19 protein-coding genes and 1 riboswitch are annotated in these 17,406 nt (G+C 68.4%); of the genes, 9 read left to right on the top strand and 10 right to left on the bottom strand.

Annotated elements, in window-relative coordinates; genetic code table 11:
• The first annotated feature begins 220 nt into the window (after positions 1-220).
• Together carB and VDQ18_RS05825 are read left to right on the top strand one after the other, a co-directional pair.
• A complete protein-coding gene (gene carB, locus VDQ18_RS05830) occupies positions 221-3,550 on the top strand; it encodes a carbamoyl-phosphate synthase large subunit (RefSeq protein ID WP_323020048.1) in 3,330 nt (1,109 codons plus the stop codon).
• 159 nt (positions 3,551-3,709) lie between these two features.
• Positions 3,710-4,189, top strand: a complete 480-nt coding sequence (locus VDQ18_RS05825) for a hypothetical protein (protein WP_323020047.1) — start codon at positions 3,710-3,712, stop codon at positions 4,187-4,189.
• Between the two features lie 18 nt (positions 4,190-4,207).
• Here the strand turns inward: VDQ18_RS05825 and VDQ18_RS05820 are convergent, their stop codons facing one another.
• The 9 genes from VDQ18_RS05820 to VDQ18_RS05780 are packed head-to-tail and all read right to left on the bottom strand — an operon-like array spanning position 4,208 to position 8,735.
• Positions 4,208-4,735: a flagellar basal body-associated FliL family protein gene (locus VDQ18_RS05820; RefSeq protein WP_323020046.1), complete on the bottom strand. Its 528-nt coding sequence runs from the start codon at positions 4,733-4,735 to the stop codon at positions 4,208-4,210.
• A gap of 11 nt (positions 4,736-4,746) precedes the next feature.
• A complete protein-coding gene (gene flgH, locus VDQ18_RS05815) occupies positions 4,747-5,478 on the bottom strand; it encodes a flagellar basal body L-ring protein FlgH (RefSeq protein WP_323020045.1) in 732 nt (243 codons plus the stop codon).
• A complete protein-coding gene (flgA, locus tag VDQ18_RS05810) occupies positions 5,475-5,888 on the bottom strand; it encodes a flagellar basal body P-ring formation chaperone FlgA (RefSeq protein WP_323020044.1) in 414 nt (137 codons plus the stop codon). The genes flgH and flgA overlap by 4 nt, the downstream gene beginning before the upstream one ends.
• On the bottom strand, positions 5,888-6,673 hold the full coding sequence (gene flgG, locus VDQ18_RS05805; protein ID WP_323020043.1) for a flagellar basal-body rod protein FlgG: 786 nt from the start codon (positions 6,671-6,673) through the stop codon (positions 5,888-5,890). Before flgG ends, flgA begins: the two co-directional genes overlap by 1 nt.
• Before the next feature lie 9 nt (positions 6,674-6,682).
• Positions 6,683-7,399: a flagellar hook-basal body complex protein gene (locus VDQ18_RS05800; RefSeq protein WP_323020042.1), complete on the bottom strand. Its 717-nt coding sequence runs from the start codon at positions 7,397-7,399 to the stop codon at positions 6,683-6,685.
• A gap of 2 nt (positions 7,400-7,401) precedes the next feature.
• On the bottom strand, positions 7,402-7,668 hold the full coding sequence (locus tag VDQ18_RS05795) for a flagellar biosynthetic protein FliQ (protein WP_107753693.1): 267 nt from the start codon (positions 7,666-7,668) through the stop codon (positions 7,402-7,404).
• Between the two features lie 8 nt (positions 7,669-7,676).
• Positions 7,677-7,970: a flagellar hook-basal body complex protein FliE gene (fliE, locus tag VDQ18_RS05790; protein WP_323020081.1), complete on the bottom strand. Its 294-nt coding sequence runs from the start codon at positions 7,968-7,970 to the stop codon at positions 7,677-7,679.
• Between the two features lie 12 nt (positions 7,971-7,982).
• Positions 7,983-8,384, bottom strand: a complete 402-nt coding sequence (gene flgC / locus VDQ18_RS05785) for a flagellar basal body rod protein FlgC (RefSeq protein WP_107753689.1) — start codon at positions 8,382-8,384, stop codon at positions 7,983-7,985.
• 3 nt (positions 8,385-8,387) lie between these two features.
• The gene (locus VDQ18_RS05780) at positions 8,388-8,735 is read right to left on the bottom strand and encodes a FlgB family protein (RefSeq protein WP_323020041.1); all 348 of its coding nucleotides are present in this window, start codon (positions 8,733-8,735) and stop codon (positions 8,388-8,390) included.
• Between the two features lie 102 nt (positions 8,736-8,837).
• Here VDQ18_RS05780 and VDQ18_RS05775 point away from each other — a divergent pair, with 102 nt between their 5' ends.
• The 4 genes from VDQ18_RS05775 (at position 8,838) to VDQ18_RS05760 (ending at position 13,233) form a co-directional block, all read left to right on the top strand.
• A complete protein-coding gene (locus tag VDQ18_RS05775) occupies positions 8,838-10,148 on the top strand; it encodes a FliI/YscN family ATPase (RefSeq protein WP_323020040.1) in 1,311 nt (436 codons plus the stop codon).
• Positions 10,149-10,344: 196 nt separating this feature from the next.
• On the top strand, positions 10,345-10,731 hold the full coding sequence (locus VDQ18_RS05770; protein ID WP_323020039.1) for a hypothetical protein: 387 nt from the start codon (positions 10,345-10,347) through the stop codon (positions 10,729-10,731).
• 137 nt (positions 10,732-10,868) lie between these two features.
• Positions 10,869-11,963, top strand: a complete 1,095-nt coding sequence (locus VDQ18_RS05765; RefSeq protein WP_323020080.1) for a carboxynorspermidine decarboxylase — start codon at positions 10,869-10,871, stop codon at positions 11,961-11,963.
• A gap of 31 nt (positions 11,964-11,994) precedes the next feature.
• A complete protein-coding gene (locus tag VDQ18_RS05760; protein WP_323020038.1) occupies positions 11,995-13,233 on the top strand; it encodes a saccharopine dehydrogenase family protein in 1,239 nt (412 codons plus the stop codon).
• 421 nt (positions 13,234-13,654) lie between these two features.
• Here VDQ18_RS05760 and VDQ18_RS05755 read toward each other — a convergent pair whose 3' ends face one another.
• On the bottom strand, positions 13,655-13,975 hold the full coding sequence (locus VDQ18_RS05755) for an antibiotic biosynthesis monooxygenase family protein (RefSeq protein WP_323020037.1): 321 nt from the start codon (positions 13,973-13,975) through the stop codon (positions 13,655-13,657).
• A 64-nt stretch (positions 13,976-14,039) separates the two neighbouring features.
• A riboswitch (TPP riboswitch) is annotated at positions 14,040-14,147 on the top strand.
• A 37-nt stretch (positions 14,148-14,184) separates the two neighbouring features.
• Between VDQ18_RS05755 and thiB the strand changes: the two genes are divergently transcribed.
• From thiB to VDQ18_RS05740, 3 genes are read left to right on the top strand one after another with little or no spacing between them, the layout of a single operon-like run.
• Complete coding sequence (thiB, locus tag VDQ18_RS05750; protein ID WP_323020036.1) at positions 14,185-15,168, top strand: thiamine ABC transporter substrate binding subunit; 984 nt, start codon at positions 14,185-14,187, stop codon at positions 15,166-15,168.
• Positions 15,168-16,715 carry a thiamine/thiamine pyrophosphate ABC transporter permease ThiP gene (locus tag VDQ18_RS05745; RefSeq protein ID WP_323020035.1) on the top strand — a complete coding sequence of 516 codons (1,548 nt, stop codon included), beginning with the start codon at positions 15,168-15,170 and terminating at the stop codon, positions 16,713-16,715. Before thiB ends, VDQ18_RS05745 begins: the two co-directional genes overlap by 1 nt.
• Positions 16,702-17,397 (top strand): ATP-binding cassette domain-containing protein, encoded by a 696-nt coding sequence (locus tag VDQ18_RS05740; protein WP_323020034.1) that lies wholly within the window; start codon positions 16,702-16,704, stop codon positions 17,395-17,397. Before VDQ18_RS05745 ends, VDQ18_RS05740 begins: the two co-directional genes overlap by 14 nt.
• Positions 17,398-17,406: the final 9 nt, after the last annotated feature.

Genomic DNA, 17,406 nt, shown 5'->3' with positions numbered 1-17,406 from the left:
TCGGAAACGTGCCAGTGGCACGTTTCAGCCGAGAACGCCGCGCCCGTGGCGCGGCTGGGGGGGGCTGGCCCCCCCGGTTCCGCCCCCTCCGCAAGCGCAACACTCGCCGATCAGGGCTTGCGCCGGACCCGCCTCTGGCTATAACCCGCCTCAATTTGCGCGCCGCCCCTCGGGGGGACGGCCTTCAGCGCACGCACGTCATGCACGCACGGGGTCCGACATGCCGAAAAGAACCGATATCACCTCCATCATGATCATCGGCGCGGGACCCATTGTCATCGGGCAAGCCTGCGAGTTCGACTATTCCGGCGCCCAGGCCTGCAAGGCCCTGCGCGAGGAAGGTTACCGCGTCATCCTGGTGAACTCGAACCCCGCCACGATCATGACCGATCCGCAGCTGGCGGACGCCACCTATATCGAGCCGATCACCCCCGACGTCGTGGCGAAGATCATCGAGGCCGAGCGCCCCGATGCCCTGCTGCCGACCATGGGCGGGCAGACCGGCCTCAACACCGCGCTGGCGCTCGCCGACATGGGGGTGCTGGAGAAATTCGGCGTCCAGCTGATCGGTGCCAACCGCGAGGCCATCGAGATGGCCGAGGACCGGAAACTGTTCCGCGAGGCGATGGACCGCATCGGGCTGGAAAACCCCAAGGCCACCATCGTCGCCGCGCCGAAGCTGCCGAACGGCAAATACGACATCAAGGCCGGGATCGCGCAGGCGATGCAGGACCTCGAACACATCGGCCTGCCCGCCATCATCCGCCCCGCCTTTACCCTGGGCGGCACCGGCGGTGGCGTGGCTTACAACCGCGACGATTACGAGGCCATCGTGCGCTCGGGTCTGGAGGCCTCGCCGGTCGCGCAGGTGCTGGTGGACGAAAGCCTGCTGGGCTGGAAAGAGTATGAGATGGAGGTCGTCCGCGACAAGGCGGACAACGCGATCATCGTCTGCTCCATCGAGAACGTCGACCCGATGGGCGTGCACACCGGCGACTCGATCACCGTCGCCCCGGCGCTGACGCTGACCGACAAGGAATACCAGATCATGCGCAACGGCTCGATCGCCGTGCTGCGCGAGATCGGGGTCGAGACCGGCGGCTCGAACGTGCAATGGGCGATCAACCCGAAGGACGGCCGCATGGTCGTCATCGAGATGAACCCGCGCGTCTCGCGCTCCTCGGCGCTGGCGTCGAAGGCCACCGGCTTCCCCATCGCCAAGGTCGCGGCGAAACTGGCCGTGGGCTATACGCTCGATGAGCTGGACAACGACATCACCAAGGTCACGCCCGCCTCGTTCGAGCCGACCATCGACTATGTCGTCACCAAGATCCCGCGCTTCGCCTTCGAGAAATTCCCGGGCTCCAAGCCCGACCTCACCACCGCCATGAAATCGGTGGGCGAGGCGATGGCCATCGGCCGCACGATCCACGAATCGCTGCAAAAGGCGCTGGCGTCGCTGGAAACCGGACTCTCGGGTTTCGACGAAATCGCCATCCCCGGCGCGCCCGACAAGGCCGCGCTCACCCAGGCGCTGAGCCAGGCCACGCCCGACCGGCTGCGGGTCATCGCCCAGGCCATGCGCCACGGGCTTTCGGACGACGAGATCCAGCACGTCACCGCCTTCGATCCCTGGTTCCTGGCCCGCATCCGCGAGATCGTCGAGGCCGAGAATACTGTGAAGGCCAACGGCCTGCCGACCGACACCGCCGGCATCCGCGCGCTGAAGATGCTGGGCTTCACCGATGCCCGCCTCGCCATGCTGACCGGCAAGACCGAGGCCGAGGTGCGCCGCATCCGCCGCGCCGCCAATGTCACCGCCGTCTTCAAGCGCATCGACACCTGCGCCGCCGAATTCGAGGCGCAGACGCCCTATATGTATTCGACCTATGAAGTCCCGGCGATGGGCGAGGTCGAGGACGAGGCGCGCCCCTCCGACCGCAAGAAGGTGGTGATCCTGGGCGGCGGGCCGAACCGGATCGGCCAGGGGATCGAGTTCGATTATTGCTGCTGCCACGCCTGCTACGCGCTGACCGAGGCGGGCTATGAGACCATCATGGTCAACTGCAACCCCGAGACGGTTTCGACCGACTACGACACCTCGGACCGCCTGTACTTCGAGCCGCTGACCATCGAGCATGTGCTGGAAATCCTGCGCGTCGAGATGTCGAACGGCACGCTGCACGGCGTCATCGTCCAGTTCGGCGGCCAGACGCCGCTGAAACTGGCCAATGAACTGGCCGCCGAAGGGATCCCGATCCTCGGCACCAGCCCCGACGCCATCGACCTGGCCGAGGACCGCGAACGCTTCCAGAAGCTCCTGAACGATCTGGGCCTGAAACAACCGATCAACGGCATCGCCTCGTCCGACGAACAGGCCATCGCCATCGCCGAACGGATCGGCTTCCCGCTGGTCATCCGCCCGTCCTACGTGCTGGGCGGCCGGGCGATGGAGATCGTCCGCGACATGGATCAGCTGCGGCGCTACATCACCACCGCGGTGAATGTCTCGGGCAAGAACCCGGTGCTGCTGGACAGCTATCTCTCGGGCGCCATCGAGGTGGACGTGGACGCGCTGTCGGACGGCAAGACCGTCCATGTCGCCGGGATCATGGAGCATATCGAGGAAGCGGGCGTCCATTCGGGCGACAGCGCCTGCTGCCTGCCGCCGCATTCGCTGGACCCCGCGCTGGTCGAGGAGATGAAGGTCCAGGCCGAACAGATGGCGCTGGCGCTGGGCGTCGTCGGCCTGATGAACGTGCAATTCGCGGTCAAGGACGGCGTGATCTACGTGCTCGAGGTCAACCCGCGCGCCTCGCGGACCGTGCCCTTCGTCGCCAAGGCCACCGACAGCGCCATCGCCTCGATCGCCGCGCGCCTGATGGCGGGCGAGCCGATGGCCAACTTCCCGCTGCGCGCCGCCTATCCCGAGGGGGTCGGCCCCGACACGCCGCTGCCGCTGGCCGATGCCAACACGCTGGCCGATCCGAAGACGCCCTGGTTCTCGGTCAAGGAAGCGGTGCTGCCCTTCGCCCGCTTCCCGGGCGTCGACACGCTGCTCGGCCCGGAAATGCGCTCGACGGGCGAGGTGATGGGCTGGGATCGCTCGTTCCCGCTGGCCTTCCTCAAGGCGCAGATGGGCGCGGGGACGATCCTGCCGGAAGAGGGCCGGGTCTTCGTCTCGGTCCGCGACGACGACAAGACGGCGGCGCTGGCCGGTGCGGTGCGCGACCTCGCGGGCATGGGCTTCGAGATCGTCGCCACCGGCGGCACGGCGACCTGGCTGAAGGCCGAAGGCGTCGCGACCACGGCGGTGAACAAGGTCTACGAGGGCCGGCCGAACATCGTCGATCGGCTGAAGAACGGCGATATCGCGCTGGTCTTCAACACCACCGAAGGCGCGCAATCCATCAACGACAGCCGCGACATCCGCCGCGTCTCGCTGATGGACAAGATCCCCTATTTCACCACCGCCGCCGGGGCCATCGCCGCCACGCAAGCGATGATGGCGCGGCGCGAGGGCTACGGGGTCCGCACGCTTCAGGGCTGATCCCTCGGACCGGAACCACCCAGACGGCGCCCTTCGGGGCGCCGTTTGTCATGGCGCGCCCCTGCCGGGAATACCGGGGGGAACCCCGGTTTTTCGTGTTACCCTCGTGCCCGGGCCCTGTGCCCGCAGCTTTGATCCCTTTCATCACGAGGTTTCTTCATGCGTTCTTTTCCGCGCCGCCTGTCGGCCGCCTTCACCCTTTCCGCCCTGCTGCTGGCCCCCGGTATCGCCCAGGCGGGCAGCTCGCAGGTCCCTTATGGCGACGTCAACGGCTGGTCCGTCTTCACCCTTCTGGACGGGACCACCTTCACCGGCTGCGCCGCCTCGCATCAGCAGATGGACGGCGAGGCCGGGATCGCCCGCAGCGCCGACGGCAATTGGCTGTTGCTCTTCGAGATGCCGACCCCGCAAGGCGTGGTTCCCGCACAAGTGACCATCGACGGGATGCGCTGGAACCTCTCGGTCACTGGCGAGGGCAACCGGGTCAGCTTCGCCCCCTCGTCGCAGATGATGGACGCGGTGCGGGTGGGCAGCAGCCTGACCATCAGCGTGCAGGGCATGAGCTTCACCAGCACGCTGACCGGCTCCTCGGCGGCGATGAGCATGGTGCAGACCTGCGTGCGCCGCCGGGGCGGCTGACGGGGCGCCTGATGGGGCTCAGCTCTCCTGCCGCAGGAGTTCGGTGATCAGCACATCCTGCACCTGCGGCCCCAGCTCGCGCCGCGCCGCCTCTCGCAGGATGCGCCGCAGGGACAGCAGCGCCTCGCCCGAGGTGAAGAGCCCGTTGAACCCGCCGATATTGGCGTGATCGAACAGCAGTTGCAGTAGAACCGCCCTGAGCCGCGCCTCGTCGGTCAGGACCGAGAAGGTGTAGCCCGCCTCCAGTTCCAGGGCGAGGCCGATGACCACCATCGCCTGCACCCGCCCGTCGACGATCACCGGCACCACGAATTGATTGGGCAGGCGCACCGTCTCGGTCGGCCCGGCCTCGGGGTCGTAATGGCTTGCCTCGGCGCCCGGCTCGGCCCCGTGCCCGCCCGCGGCCTCGCCATGACCGCCGCTTTCGGCCGCCGCCTCACCATGGGGGGCCTCGCCCGCCTCGGCAGCGGGTTTGAGGAACCACCCGGCCCCGACCCCGGCCCCGAGGCCGAGGATCAGCAACAATACCGGAAGCAGTTTGCGCATCGTGGTTCCCCCTACATCGGCAACAGGATTTCGCTGATCTGCTGACCCCAGCGCGGCTGCTGCATCTGCGTGATCTGCCCGCGCCCGCCGTAGCTGATCCGCGCCCCGGCGATCCGGTCATAGGCGATCTCGTTGCGGCGCGAGATGTCCTCGGGGCGGATGTAGCCGGTGACCAGCAATTCGCGCAGCTCGTTGTTGACCCGCACCTCCTGGCTGCCCTCGATGCGCAGCACGCCATTCGGCAGCCGCTCAATGATCGTGGTCGCCACCCTCAGCGTCAGCTGTTCGTTGCGGCTGACCGTACCCTGCCCCTGGAAGCTGGAGGCGGAATCGGCCGAGACGGCGTTCGCCATGCTCGCGCCCGCGGGCAATTCCCGGTTCAGCAGTTGCGGGATGCCCAGGAAATTCGGCACACCCATGCTTTGCGAACCGGTGCGGCCGCGCTGCGTGGTGTTCGAGATCTGCGCCGATTCGTTGATCTCGATGACCACGGTCAGGATATCCCCCGCGACCGAGGCCCGCCGGTCGCCAAACAGCGAGCGCTGGCTCGACGACCAGAGCGAGGCGGTATCGACCGCGCGCCGCCTCTCCGTCACCTCGGGCAGGGGCACGTTGTAGAGCGCGTGATGCTCCAGCGTCGGCCCGGTGTCGTTGAAATCCGGCGGACGGCCGACCTGCGCGAGGTCCGAACAGGCGGCAAGGGGCAGGATCAGCAGCAGGTGGCGCATGATGCGTCCTTTCATGGCACGCTCACCAGCCCCGGCCCGGCGATGGTGCCGGAAACCGTGCTGCGCGACGCCAGGTTCATGATGCGAACGGTCTCGCCCTCGGCCCCGCGGCCCAAAGCGCGCCCGTCGGCGCGGATTTCGAGCCCGCCGGCCTGGAAGACCAGGGTGACGAGCTGGTTGCGTTCCACCAGCGCCGGCGGGCCGAGGCTGGCCACGGGGATCGGCCGGCGGGCGTAGAGCGTGACGCGGGCCTCAAGGCCCACGGCCTCGTCCGGGGATTGCGCGGCGCCCAGCGGCGCGGGATCGCTGAGCAGGATGACATCGCCCGCCTCGACCAGGGTGCCTGCGCGCAGCGTGCGAGCGGCGACCAGCACATCGGCCGGGGCCGGGGTCGCAACCAGAAGGGCCAACGCCAGCGCGCGCATCACCGCACCTGTGTGGTGGCAGCCAGCATCTGATCGGCGGCGGTGATGATCTTGGCGTTCAGCTCATAGCCGCGCTGGGCCTTGATCATCTCGGTCAGTTCGCGGACCGGATCGACCGAGCTTTCCTCCAGATAGCCCTGCCGCACCGTCCCCAGCCCGTCCGACCCCGGCACCGATTGTACCGGCGGGCCGGAAGCCTCGGTCTCGACGAAGAGGTTGGAGCCCAGCGCCTCCAGCCCGCGCTCGTTGGTGAAACCGGCCAGCACCAGCTGGCCCAGCCGCTGCGGCTGCACCTGATCGGTGAAATAGGCGTAGACCTCGCCCTCGGCATTGATCGAGATCTGCCGGGCATCGGCCGGAATGGTGAGGCCCGGCGCGACCTCGTAGCCGTCCGAGGTGACGATCAGCCCCTCGCCGGTGCGCTTCAGCCCGCCGTCGCGGGTATAGGCCGCGCGGCCGTCAGGCAGCGTCACCTCGAACCAGCCGCGCCCTTCGATGGCAAGGTCGAGGTCGCCGCCGGTGGCGGTCGAAACCCCCTGCTGCACCATCATCGACACTGCCGCGGGCCGCGCACCGAGGCCCAGCTGCACGCCGGTCGGCACGATGGTGCCATCCGAGGCGCTGATCGTGCCCGCCCGGGTATGTTGTTGATAATGCAGGTCGGCGAATTCGGCGCGGCGGGTGTTGTAGCCGGTGGTCGACATGTTCGCCAGGTTGTTGGCCACGGTATCGACCCGCATCTGCTGGGCGCTCATGCCGGTGGCGGCGATCTGTAGGGCTCGCATGGCTGTCTCCTATCGGCCCAGGGTCTGGACCACGTTGCGGATGCGTTCGTCCTCGCGGTCGAGGAATTTCTGGCCGTTCTCATAGGCGCGCTGCACCTCGATCAGCCGGGCCATTTCGGAGATCGCGTTGACGTTCGATTCCTCGAGGAAACCCTGCAGGATCTGCGGCATCTCGACCGGCCGGACCTCGCCGTCGATGGAATGCAGCACGCCCGTTTCGCGCCTGAGATCCGCGGGATCGTCCGGCATCACCAGCGCGATCTGCGCCAGCGGCTGGCCGTCGGCCGAAACGGTGCCGTCGCGGGCGATGGCGATCTGGCCGGCGTCGGGCGGGATGAAGATGGCCGAGCCGCCGTCATCCAGCACCCGGTGGCCATCGGGCGTGACCAGCTCGCCGTCCTGATTGGGGGTGAAATGGCCGGCGCGGGTATAGCGCTCGCCCTCGGGCGTCTGGATGGTGAAGAAGCCCTCGCCCTCGACGGCCAGATCCAGCGGGCCGCCGGTCATCGTCAGCGTGCCCTGCGTCAGATAGGTCTGATGCGCCCGGCCGGTGGCCATCGACAGCGACGGTTCCTCGCCGCCCAGCCGCTCGACATATTCGCTGAACAGAAGCCCCTCGCGCCGGAAGCCGGTGGTCGAGAGATTGGCGATGTTATGCGCGATCATCTGGATCTCGCGCAGCAGGCCCGACTGGCGGGTCAACTGGGTATATCCGGCGTTGTCCATGACTAGCCCCCTGCGACGACCGGCAACACCGATCCGTGGAAGAAATCGACGAGGAGCGCGGTCATCGCGCTCATCGAGACCCAGAAGACCACCAGCATCGCCAGGATCTTGGGCACGAAGGTCAGCGTCATCTCCTGCACCGAGGTCAGCGCCTGAAAGAGGCCGACGGTGAGGCCTGCGACCAGCGCCACGCCCAAGAGCGGCGCGGACATGACCACGGCGACCCACAGCCCCTGCCGCAGGATGTCGAAGAAGGCGATCTCGGTCATGGCTGACCTCAGACCGGCATCCGCAGGATTTCCAGATAGGCCTCGACCACCTTGTCGCGCACCGCGACCGCCGTCTCGACGGCGAGTTGCGCCTCGCTGAGCGAGGCGACCAGCGCATGCGGATCGGCATCGCCGGTCATCGCCTGCTGGGCGGTGGTCTCGGCCCGTTGCAGGACCTGGGCGAAATCCTCGGCCAGGCGGGCACCGGCGGTAGCGGGACTGCCCGCGGCCTCGGCGTCGGGGGATGTGAGGGGACGCGCCGCGCCGTAGGAACGGGCGGCCAGACTGGCACTGACTTGCACTGACATGGCTCCTTATCTGCGGAGGAGTCCGATCAGGCTCTGCGACATTTGCCGGGCCTGATCGAACATTCTGAGGTTCGCCTCATAGGACCGCTGCGCTTCGCGCGCGTCGGCAATTTCGACCATCAGATCGACATTCGATCCATCGTAATGGCCGGTCTCGTCGGCCAGGATATGGCCGGGGTCGTAGATGCGGGGCAGCTCGCCGCGGTCCAGCCGCACCGGGCCGGGCATGACGCCGCTTTCCTGCCCGAAGGCGTCGCCCGCGATGGCCGCCGGGCGGAAGTCGATGAACTTGCGGTGGTAGCCGGGGGTATCGGCATTGGCGATATTCTCGGAGACATGGCGCAGCCGCTGGGCCTGGGCCTGCATCCCGGAAGCGGCGAGCGCCAGCGTATCGGTGAGGGTGCTCATGGCTTATTTCCCCAGCGAGGCGCGAAGCAGGTCGCGCGACATGGAATAGATGCCCAGCGCCATCTCATGCTGCTGCCGGGCCTCGACCGCGCGCATCATCTCGAACTCGACCGAGACGGTGTTGCCATCGGGCGAGACGGTGGCGGGCTCTTCATCGGGGCGCATGATATCGCCCTCGGCCAGGACCCGTTCCTCGCTGGCGCGCCAGTAATCGCCGAAGGGGATGGCATCGCGCGAGCGGTAGCCCGGCGTATTGGCATTGGCGACGTTCTGCGACACCGCCTGCTGACGGCTCGCGGCATGGGCGGCGAAGGCCTGCGCCATGCGCATGATATCCAGGCTTTCGAACATGGGATTCTCCCTTTGCTGGCCTACACCAAGCATTAAGGGTGATTCGTTTAGAAAGCGTAATCGGGGGTCAGAAGGACGCCCGCCATCGCGAAGGAGCCCCCGATGAGTGTCTTCGACTCGCTTCTGGCCGAGATTTCGCATCTGCGCCCGGTGCGCCATTACGGGCAGGTGGGGACGATGCAGGCCGCGACGCTGCTGGTGCACGGGCTCTCGAAACGGGCGCGGCTGGGCGATCGGGTGCAGATCGAGGATGCGCAGGGCCGGGTCATCGGCGGCGAGATCCTGGCGCTCAGCCGCGACGGGGCCGAGGTCCTGCCTGAGGAGGCGACCGAAGGCCTCGCCATCGGCGACCGGGTGGAGCACGTGGGCCGCAACACCATCGCGCCCGACGACAGCTGGATCGGCCGGGTCATAGACCCCTATGGCGAGCCGCTGGACGGCCGTCCGCTGGCCCGGGGGACCCTGCCCCGCGGCCTGCGCGCCGCCCCGCCCGCGCCCGCCCGGCGCAAGCGGCTGGGTGGGCGGCTGGGCACCGGGCTCGACGCCTTCAACACGCTGCTGCCGCTGGTGCGCGGCCAGCGGATCGGGCTCTTCGCGGGCTCGGGCGTCGGCAAGACCATGCTGCTGGGCCAGCTTGCGCGGGGGATCGAGGCGGATGTCGTGGTGCTGGCGCTGGTCGGCGAACGCGGCCGCGAGCTGCGGGATTTCGTCGAGGATGTTCTGGGGCCGGAAGGACTTGCGCGCGCCGTGGTGGTCAGCGCCACCTCGGACATGTCGCCGCTGGCGCGCCGCCGCTCGGCCCTGACGGCGATGGCGGTGGCCGAACATTTCCGCGACGCGGGCCAGCATGTGCTGCTACTGTGCGATTCCGTCACCCGCTTTGCCGAGGCGCATCGCGAGATCGCGCTGGCAGCGGGCGAGGCGCCCTCGCTTCGCGGTTTCCCGCCCTCGACCGCGCATCAGATCATGTCGCTGGCCGAACGCGCCGGCCCGGGCGAGCCCGGTCAGGGCGACATCACCGGGGTCTTCACCGTGCTGGTCGCGGGCTCGGACATGGACGAGCCGGTCGCCGACATCCTGCGCGGCGTGCTCGACGGCCATGTCGTGCTGGAGCGCGCCATCGCCGAACGCGGCCGCTTCCCGGCGGTGGATCTGATGCGCTCGGTCTCGCGCTCGCTGCCGGCCGCGGCAAGCCCGGGTGAAAACGCCCTGATCGCCGAGGCGCGGCGCCTGATCGGCGCCTGGGAACGGGCCGAGATGATGGTGCAGGCGGGGCTCTATGCCCAGGGGTCGGACCCGCTGACCGACCGGGCAATCCGGCTCTTCCCCAAGCTCGACGCCTTCCTCGCCGGGCAGAACGCCCGGTCGAACACCGACAGCTTCGCCCGGCTGAAGAAGGCGTTGGAGGGATGATCCGCGCCCAGCGCCCGCACTTTGGGCATTCCCCGCCGCCAAGGGCCCGCGCCGGTGACCTTCCCGTCACAACGCCACAAACCTCGCACCGCCCGGGTGCCGGGGACGGCCCGGGGCGGGCTGCATGGTGTAGGCTGCCCTGACAGACATGCCGTCGCGCCGCTGAACCCGCGGAGGACGGCCCGGAGTATCGCGCATGATCCGTCCGGCCCTTCTGCTGATCGCCTGCCTCGCCGCCGCCGCCCCGGCCCGGGCCGATTGCCCGGGCGCCCCCGGCTGGCACCCCCTCGACTACCTGTTGCCGGGCGATGCCTGGCTCGATGGCTATTGGCTGACGGTCAACCTGAGCAGCCATAGCGTGCGCTATGACGGCGGGCATGAGGAATACCGGGAGGACGGCAGTTATCGCTTCACCGCCGGGGAACAAAGCTGGACCGCGCCCGCCTATCGCTTCTACGACAACGGCGCGCGCTGCATCGACTACCCCGAGGGGCCGCGGGTCGATTTCTACATCCTCGGCCAGGGCCGCCTGGTGCTGATCACCGAGCGGGGCGACCGCTTCACCGGCCTCATCACCGACTGATTCCCCTTGTTTGCCGGGCCGGGGTTGGCAATCCCGCTTGGAAAAACCATTTGTGTGGCAGGGGCGTTCCCTGTATCGAGCCCGCGCGCGCTGGATACCGCTCCCGTCCCCCCTGGCTGCCGTGAGGGCCCGAGATGTTGCAAACCCCCTATTACCTGATCGACAAGGCACGTCTTCTGCCCAACATGGAAAAGATCGCCTGGCTGCGCGAGCAGTCGGGGGCGAAATCCCTGCTGGCGCTGAAATGCTTCGCCACCTGGTCGGTCTTCGATTTCATGAGCCAGTACATGGACGGCACGACCAGCTCGTCGCTCTATGAAGTCCGGCTGGGGTGCGAGAAATTCGGCAAGGAAACCCACGCCTATTCCGTGGCCTATGCCGATCACGAGATCGACGAAGTCCTGTCCCATTCGGACAAGATCATCTTCAACACCATCGGCCAGCTGCAGCGGTTCGAGGGGCAGAGCGCAGGGCACACCCGGGGCCTGAGGGTCAACCCGGGCGTCTCGACCTCGGATTTCGACCTCGCCGACCCCGCCCGACCCTTCTCGCGGCTGGGCGAGCATGACCCCGAGCTGATCGCCGAGGTGGCCGACAAGATCACCGGCTTCATGTTCCACAACAATTGCGAGAACGCCGATTTCGAGCGCTTCGACGCCATGTTGTCCCTGATCGAACAGCGCTTCGGCTTCCTCATCCGCGGCATGGAATGGATCAGCCTCGGCGGCGGCATCCATTTCACCGGCGAGGGCTATCCGCTCGACCGCCTGGCCGACCGGCTGAAGCGCTTCGCCGATACAAACGGCGTGCAGGTCTATCTGGAGCCGGGCGAGGCCGCGATCACGAAAGCGGCGACGCTGGAAGTCTCGGTGCTGGACACGCTCCACAACGGCAAGAACCTCGCCATCGTCGACAGCTCGATTGAGGCGCATATGCTGGACCTGCTGATCTATCGCCAGCAGGCCAAGGTCAGCCCCGACGCGGGCCCGCATGAATGGATGGTCTGCGGCAAGTCGTGCCTGGCGGGCGACATCTTCGGCGAATTCCGCTTTGCCGAGCCCTTGAAAGCCGGCGACCGGCTGTCGATCCAGGACGCGGCCGGTTACACAATGGTCAAGAAAAACTGGTTCAACGGCGTGAAAATGCCGGCGATCGCCGTGCGCGAGCTGGACGGAAGCGTCCGGCAGGTGCGCGATTTCGGATACGAGGAGTTCGCGGCAGCCTTGTCGTGAACGGGTAAGCCCCAAGGAGGTGCATGGGTAAATGAAACGCAATGTCCTGATCATCGGAGCCGGGGGCGTCGCCCAGGTCGTGGCGCATAAATGCGCGCAGAACAACGACATTCTGGGCGAGATCCATATCGCCAGCCGGACCCTTTCGAAATGCGAGGCGATCATCGCCTCGGTCGAGGAGAAAGGCGCGATGAAGGTGGACGGCGTGTTGAAAGCCCATGCCGTCAATGCCCGCGACACGGCCCAGGTGGCCGCGCTGATCCGCGAAACGGGCTGCGAGATCGTCATCAACGTGGCGCAGGCCTTCGTCAACATGCCGGTGCTCGACGCCTGTATCGAGACGGGCGTGGCCTATATGGACACGGCGATCCACGAGGAACCCGACCAGATCTGCGAGACGCCGCCCTGGTACGGCAATTACGAATGGAAGCGGAAGGCCGCCTGCGCCGAGAAGGGCGTGACGGCGATCCTGGGCGTGGGCTTCGACCCGGGCGTGGTCAACGCCTATGCCAAATACGCCATCGACACCTATGTGCCTGATGTCGAGTCGATCGACATCATCGACATCAACGCCGGCTCGCACGGGCGCTGGTTCTCGACCAATTTCGACCCCGAGATCAATTTCCGGGAATTCACCGGGACGGTCTACAGCTGGCAGAACGGCGCCTGGCAGTCGAACACCATGTTCGAGGTCGGCAAGGAATGGGACCTGCCGGTGGTCGGCACCCAGAAGACCTACATGACCGGCCATGACGAAGTGCATTCCCTGGCCACCAATTACCCCCAGGCCGATGTGCGGTTCTGGATGGGCTTCGGCGACCATTACATCAACGTCTTCACGGTGTTGAAGAACCTGGGGCTGCTGTCGGAAAAGCCGGTGGTGACGGCCGAGGGGCTGGAAGTGGTGCCGCTGAAAGTGGTGAAGGCGGTGCTGCCCGACCCCGCGTCGCTGGCGCCCGACTACGTCGGCAAGACCTGCATCGGCACGCTGGTGAAGGGCAAGAAGGACGGCAAACCGGCCGAGGTGCTGGTCTACAACATCGCCGACCACAAGGAGGCCTATCTGGAGGTCGGCTCGCAAGGGATTTCCTACACCGCGGGCGTGCCGCCGGTGGCGGCGGCGATGCTGATCGCGGACGGCACCTGGGACGTGGCTCGGATGGCCAATGTCGAGGAACTGGACCCCGCGCCCTTCTTCGCGATCCTCGACCGCATCGGCCTGCCGACCCGGGTCAAGGACGCGAGCGGCGACCGGGCCTGGAACGCCTGAGAGGGGTTTCGCCCTCGTCCGCGACGCCTCCGGCGCCGAGCCCTCGGGCGACCAGCGGCGCCGCGTTCCGCGGCGCCGAAGAGAGGGGGGCGCTGCCCCCCTCTGCGCGTGCCGCGCATTCACCCCCCGGGATATTTGGGGCGCAAAGAAGGCAGCGGCGGCTCCCCAAGGGAACCGCCGCCTTCTTCGCGCGCGGTCATCGGCGTCCCCGCCTGTACCGCACAGCCAGAATGCAGCGTTAACCTTAAGTCCTGGTAAATCGCGCTTCTTTGCGCCTCAAATATCCCGGGGGGTCCGGGGGGCTGGCCCCCCGGGGCAGCCACCCGCGCAGGGCTCCGGCCGTCGGGAGCTTGGCCGCTCGCGTCTTTTGAGACAGCTCCAGCTACGCCCGCGTAGGGTGGGCGATTCGCCCACCCCTGGCTCAATAGACCGCCGCGACCTCGTACATCACCGGCTCGAACCGGGAACACATCCCGGCGATCACCCGGTTCCGTTCCCGCATCTCGGGCGTGCGCAGCATCGCCTGGAAATCGCCCCGCTTCTCCCAGCGGGAATAGGTCGAGATCCGGGTCTGGGCGTCGTTCACATGGATCGCGCCGCCCAGGAACCCGGGCTGGTGGCGGATCACCTGCTCATAGGCGTCGGTCAGATGCTCCAGCACGTCCGAGCAGGTGCCCGGCGTCATCTCGAAGGTCGAGATGACGGTCTGGCCGTCGAAATCCGGGGTGATGGCGATGGGCATGGTCTTCCTCCCTTGGCTCTCCCCATGGTGCCCCCTTGCGACACGGCTGCAAAGGGTTATGTTGCCCCCTACCTCGGGGGGCCGGCGAACACCGGCTGAGATGCGGTTGGACCGCGGACCCGTTGAACCTGAACCGGTTAGGACCGGCGGAGGGAAGGTGACAGGATGATCCTCCACCCCGACCCCGCCCGTCGCAATGGAGGATCGACATGCGATATCCCACCCTTGCCGCGGGACTGTTCATGGCCAGCGCCATGGCAGCCCAGGCCCAGGCACCCGTCTTGCAGGTGCTCACCTACGACAGTTTCGTCGCCGAATGGGGCCCCGGGCCGCAGATCGAGGCGGCGTTCGAGGCGGAATGCGGCTGCGACCTGCAATTCGCCGCACCCGGCGATGCCGCGGCCATGCTCAGCCGTCTGCTGCTGGAGGGCGCGCGCACCGATGTGGACGTGGTCGTGGGCCTCGACACCAACCTCATCGCCCAGGCCGGGCCGCTGATGGCGCCGCATGGCGTCGAGGCTGCGCTCGACCTGCCGATCGCCTGGGAGGACCCGCTGTTCCTGCCCTATGACTGGAGCTGGTTCGCCTTCGTCTATGACACGACCCGCCTCGCCACCCCGCCCGCCAGCTTCCGCGAGCTGATCGCTAGCGACCTCAGCGTCGTCATCCAGGACCCGCGCTCCTCGACCCCGGGCCTTGGCCTGCTGATGTGGGTCAAGGCGGCCTATGGCGATGAGGCGGCCGCGATCTGGCAGGGCCTCGCGCGCCGCATCCTGACCGTGACGCCCGGCTGGTCCGAGGCCTATGGCCTGTTCCTGGAGGGCGAGGCGGACATGGTGCTGAGCTACACCACCTCGCCCGCCTATCACATCATCGCCGAGGGCGACGACACCAAGGCCGCCGCCCGTTTCGACGAGGGGCATTACCTGCAGGTCGAGGTCGCCAGCATCGTCGCCTCGACCGACCAGCCGGAGCTTGCGCGGCAGTTCATGGCCTTCCTGGCCTCGGATGCCGCGCAGGCGATCCTGCCCGAAACCAACTGGATGTACCCGGCCGTGACGCCCGAGAGCGGCCTCGCCGAGGGCTTCCGGGGGCTGATCCGGCCCGAACCGTCGCTCCTGCTGTCCCCCGACGAGGCGCTGGCGCTGCGTGACCCGGCGCTGGCCGAATGGCGTGAGGCGCTCGCGCAGTAATGACGCGACCGGCGCCTGCGCTTCTCAAGGGGGCCGCTGCATTGGTGGCGGCGGCCCTCGTGCTGCTGAACCTCGGCGCGCTGGGGGCCGTCGCCTGGCGGGCCGAGGGCGGCGCGGGCTGGGGCGCGGCCGATTGGGCAGCGCTGCGCTTCACCCTGTGGCAGGCCTTCCTGTCGGCCGTCTTCTCGGTCGCACTGGCGATCCCGGTGGCCCGGGCGCTGGCGCGGCGGCGCTTCCCGGGGCGCGGGGCGCTGATCGTGCTGATGGGCGCGCCCTTCATCCTGCCGGTGCTGGTGGCGGTGATCGGCCTGCTGGCCGTGATGGGCCGCAACGGCCTGCTGAACGACCTGCTGGCGTTGGCCGGGCTGCCGCGGCTCTCGATCTACGGGCTGCAGGGCGTCGTTCTGGCGCATGTCTTCTTCAACCTGCCCCTGGCCGTGCGGCTGCTGCTGCAGGGCTGGGCGCGGATCCCGGCCGAGCATCTGCGGTTGGCCGCAGCGCTGGGTTTCGGCGCCCGCGCGCGATTCCGGCATGTCGAGGGGCCGATGCTGGCCCGCGTGGTGCCGGGCGCGCTGGCGGTGGTGTTCCTGATCTGCCTGACCTCCTTTGCCGTGGCGCTGACGCTGGGCGGCGGCCCCCGGGCGACGACGCTGGAGCTGGCGATCTATCAGGCCTTCCGCTTTGATTTCGACCTGGGCCGGGCGGCGATGCTGGCCGCGGTGCAGGCGGGGATCGGGCTGGCGGCGCTGCTGCTGCTGGCGCGGCTGACCCTGCCCGAGGGGCGGATCGCCGGGCTCGACCGCGATGCGCCGCCGCCGCCCGGCGGGTTGTCGAGGGTCACCGATGCGCTGGCGATCGGCGCCTCGGCGCTGTTCCTGCTGGTGCCGCTGGCCATGGTCCTGATCCGCGGCCTGCCCTGGCTGGGCGATCTGTCGGCCGGGGTCTGGTGGGCGGCGCTGCGTTCCGTCGCCACCGCCGCGCTGTCGACGGCGCTGCTGGGGGTCTTCGCCGGTGTCCTGACGCTGATGGCGCTGACCCGCCGCTGGCCCGAGGCGCTGGGGATGGCGGCCCTGACCGCCTCGCCGCTGGTCATCGGCACCGGGCTTTTCCTGATCGTCAACCCTTGGGTCGATCCCGCGCATCTGGCGCTGCCGGTCACCGCGCTGGTCAATGCCGCCATGGCCCTGCCCTTCGCGCTGCGCGCGCTCCTGCCCGCGGCGCGCCGGGCCGAGGCCGATTTCGCCCGCCTTTCCGCCTCGCTGGGGCTGAGCATGGCGGCGCATGCCCGGCTGGTGCTCTGGCCGCGGCTCAGGCGTCCGGCGGGCTTCGCGCTGGGGCTGGGCGCGGCGCTGTCGATGGGGGATCTGGGCGTCATCGTGCTGTTTGCCCAGACCGGGGGCGAGACGCTGCCGATGCAGATGCACCGCCTGATGGGGGCCTATCGCAGCGGGGAATCGGCGGGCGCAGCGGTGCTGCTGCTGGCCCTGTCGCTGGGCGCCTTCGTAGCGCTGGAACGGATCGTGGGAGGACGCCATGCTGACACTTGAGGGCGCCGAGATTGCGCAGGGCGGCTTTCGCCTGACCGCAGAGCTGTCGGTCCCCGAGGGCGCGCGGGTCGCGGTCATGGGACCGTCCGGCGCCGGGAAATCCACCCTCCTCGGCGCCATCGCCGGTTTCCTGCCGCTGACCCGGGGCCGGATCCTGTGGCAGGGGCGGCGGATCGACACGCTGGCGCCTGCCGCGCTGCCGCTGAGCATCCTGTTTCAGGACCATAACCTCTTTCCGCATCTGAGCCTTTTCGACAATGTGGCGCTGGGGCTGGACCCGTCCCTGCGGCTGAGCCCGGCGCAGCGGCGGGCGGTGCTGACGGCGCTGGAGGAGACGGGGCTTTCGGGGCTTGAAGACCGCAAGCCCGCGCAGCTCTCGGGCGGGCAGATCGGGCGGGCGGGGCTGGCGCGGGTGCTGCTCAGGGCCCGGCCGCTGATCCTGCTGGACGAACCCTTCGCGGCGCTGGGCCCGGCGCTGAAACGGCAGATGCTGGCGCTGGTCGGGCGGATCGCCGGGGAAACCGGCGCGACCCTGCTGATGATCACCCATGACCCCGAGGATGCGCGGATGCTCTGCGATCTGACGCTGGTCGTGGCCGAGGGCCAGGCCAGCCCCCCTGCCCCGACCGAGGCGCTGCTGGCGGATCCGCCGCCCGCGCTTGCGGCCTATCTGGGCACCTGAGGCGCCGGG

The organism is Pararhodobacter sp. (assembly GCF_034676075.1).
Classification (GTDB): domain Bacteria; phylum Pseudomonadota; class Alphaproteobacteria; order Rhodobacterales; family Rhodobacteraceae; genus Pararhodobacter.
This window is presented reverse-complemented; position numbering and strand designations above follow the sequence as displayed.

Excerpts from the sequence above, each read along its gene's own strand:
- carB (WP_323020048.1), top strand. The coding sequence starts at position 221 with ATGCCGAAAAGAACCGATATCACCTCCATCATGATCATCGGCGCGGGA.
- VDQ18_RS05825 (WP_323020047.1), top strand. The coding sequence starts at position 3,710 with ATGCGTTCTTTTCCGCGCCGCCTGTCGGCCGCCTTCACCCTTTCCGCC.
- VDQ18_RS05820 (WP_323020046.1), bottom strand. The coding sequence starts at position 4,735 with ATGCGCAAACTGCTTCCGGTATTGTTGCTGATCCTCGGCCTCGGGGCC.
- flgH (WP_323020045.1), bottom strand. The coding sequence starts at position 5,478 with ATGAAAGGACGCATCATGCGCCACCTGCTGCTGATCCTGCCCCTTGCC.
- flgA (WP_323020044.1), bottom strand. The coding sequence starts at position 5,888 with ATGCGCGCGCTGGCGTTGGCCCTTCTGGTTGCGACCCCGGCCCCGGCC.
- flgG (WP_323020043.1), bottom strand. The coding sequence starts at position 6,673 with ATGCGAGCCCTACAGATCGCCGCCACCGGCATGAGCGCCCAGCAGATG.
- VDQ18_RS05800 (WP_323020042.1), bottom strand. The coding sequence starts at position 7,399 with ATGGACAACGCCGGATATACCCAGTTGACCCGCCAGTCGGGCCTGCTG.
- VDQ18_RS05795 (WP_107753693.1), bottom strand. The coding sequence starts at position 7,668 with ATGACCGAGATCGCCTTCTTCGACATCCTGCGGCAGGGGCTGTGGGTC.
- flgC (WP_107753689.1), bottom strand. The coding sequence starts at position 8,384 with ATGAGCACCCTCACCGATACGCTGGCGCTCGCCGCTTCCGGGATGCAG.
- VDQ18_RS05780 (WP_323020041.1), bottom strand. The coding sequence starts at position 8,735 with ATGTTCGAAAGCCTGGATATCATGCGCATGGCGCAGGCCTTCGCCGCC.
- VDQ18_RS05775 (WP_323020040.1), top strand. The coding sequence starts at position 8,838 with ATGAGTGTCTTCGACTCGCTTCTGGCCGAGATTTCGCATCTGCGCCCG.
- VDQ18_RS05770 (WP_323020039.1), top strand. The coding sequence starts at position 10,345 with ATGATCCGTCCGGCCCTTCTGCTGATCGCCTGCCTCGCCGCCGCCGCC.
- VDQ18_RS05760 (WP_323020038.1), top strand. The coding sequence starts at position 11,995 with ATGAAACGCAATGTCCTGATCATCGGAGCCGGGGGCGTCGCCCAGGTC.
- VDQ18_RS05755 (WP_323020037.1), bottom strand. The coding sequence starts at position 13,975 with ATGCCCATCGCCATCACCCCGGATTTCGACGGCCAGACCGTCATCTCG.
- thiB (WP_323020036.1), top strand. The coding sequence starts at position 14,185 with ATGCGATATCCCACCCTTGCCGCGGGACTGTTCATGGCCAGCGCCATG.
- VDQ18_RS05745 (WP_323020035.1), top strand. The coding sequence starts at position 15,168 with ATGACGCGACCGGCGCCTGCGCTTCTCAAGGGGGCCGCTGCATTGGTG.
- VDQ18_RS05740 (WP_323020034.1), top strand. The coding sequence starts at position 16,702 with ATGCTGACACTTGAGGGCGCCGAGATTGCGCAGGGCGGCTTTCGCCTG.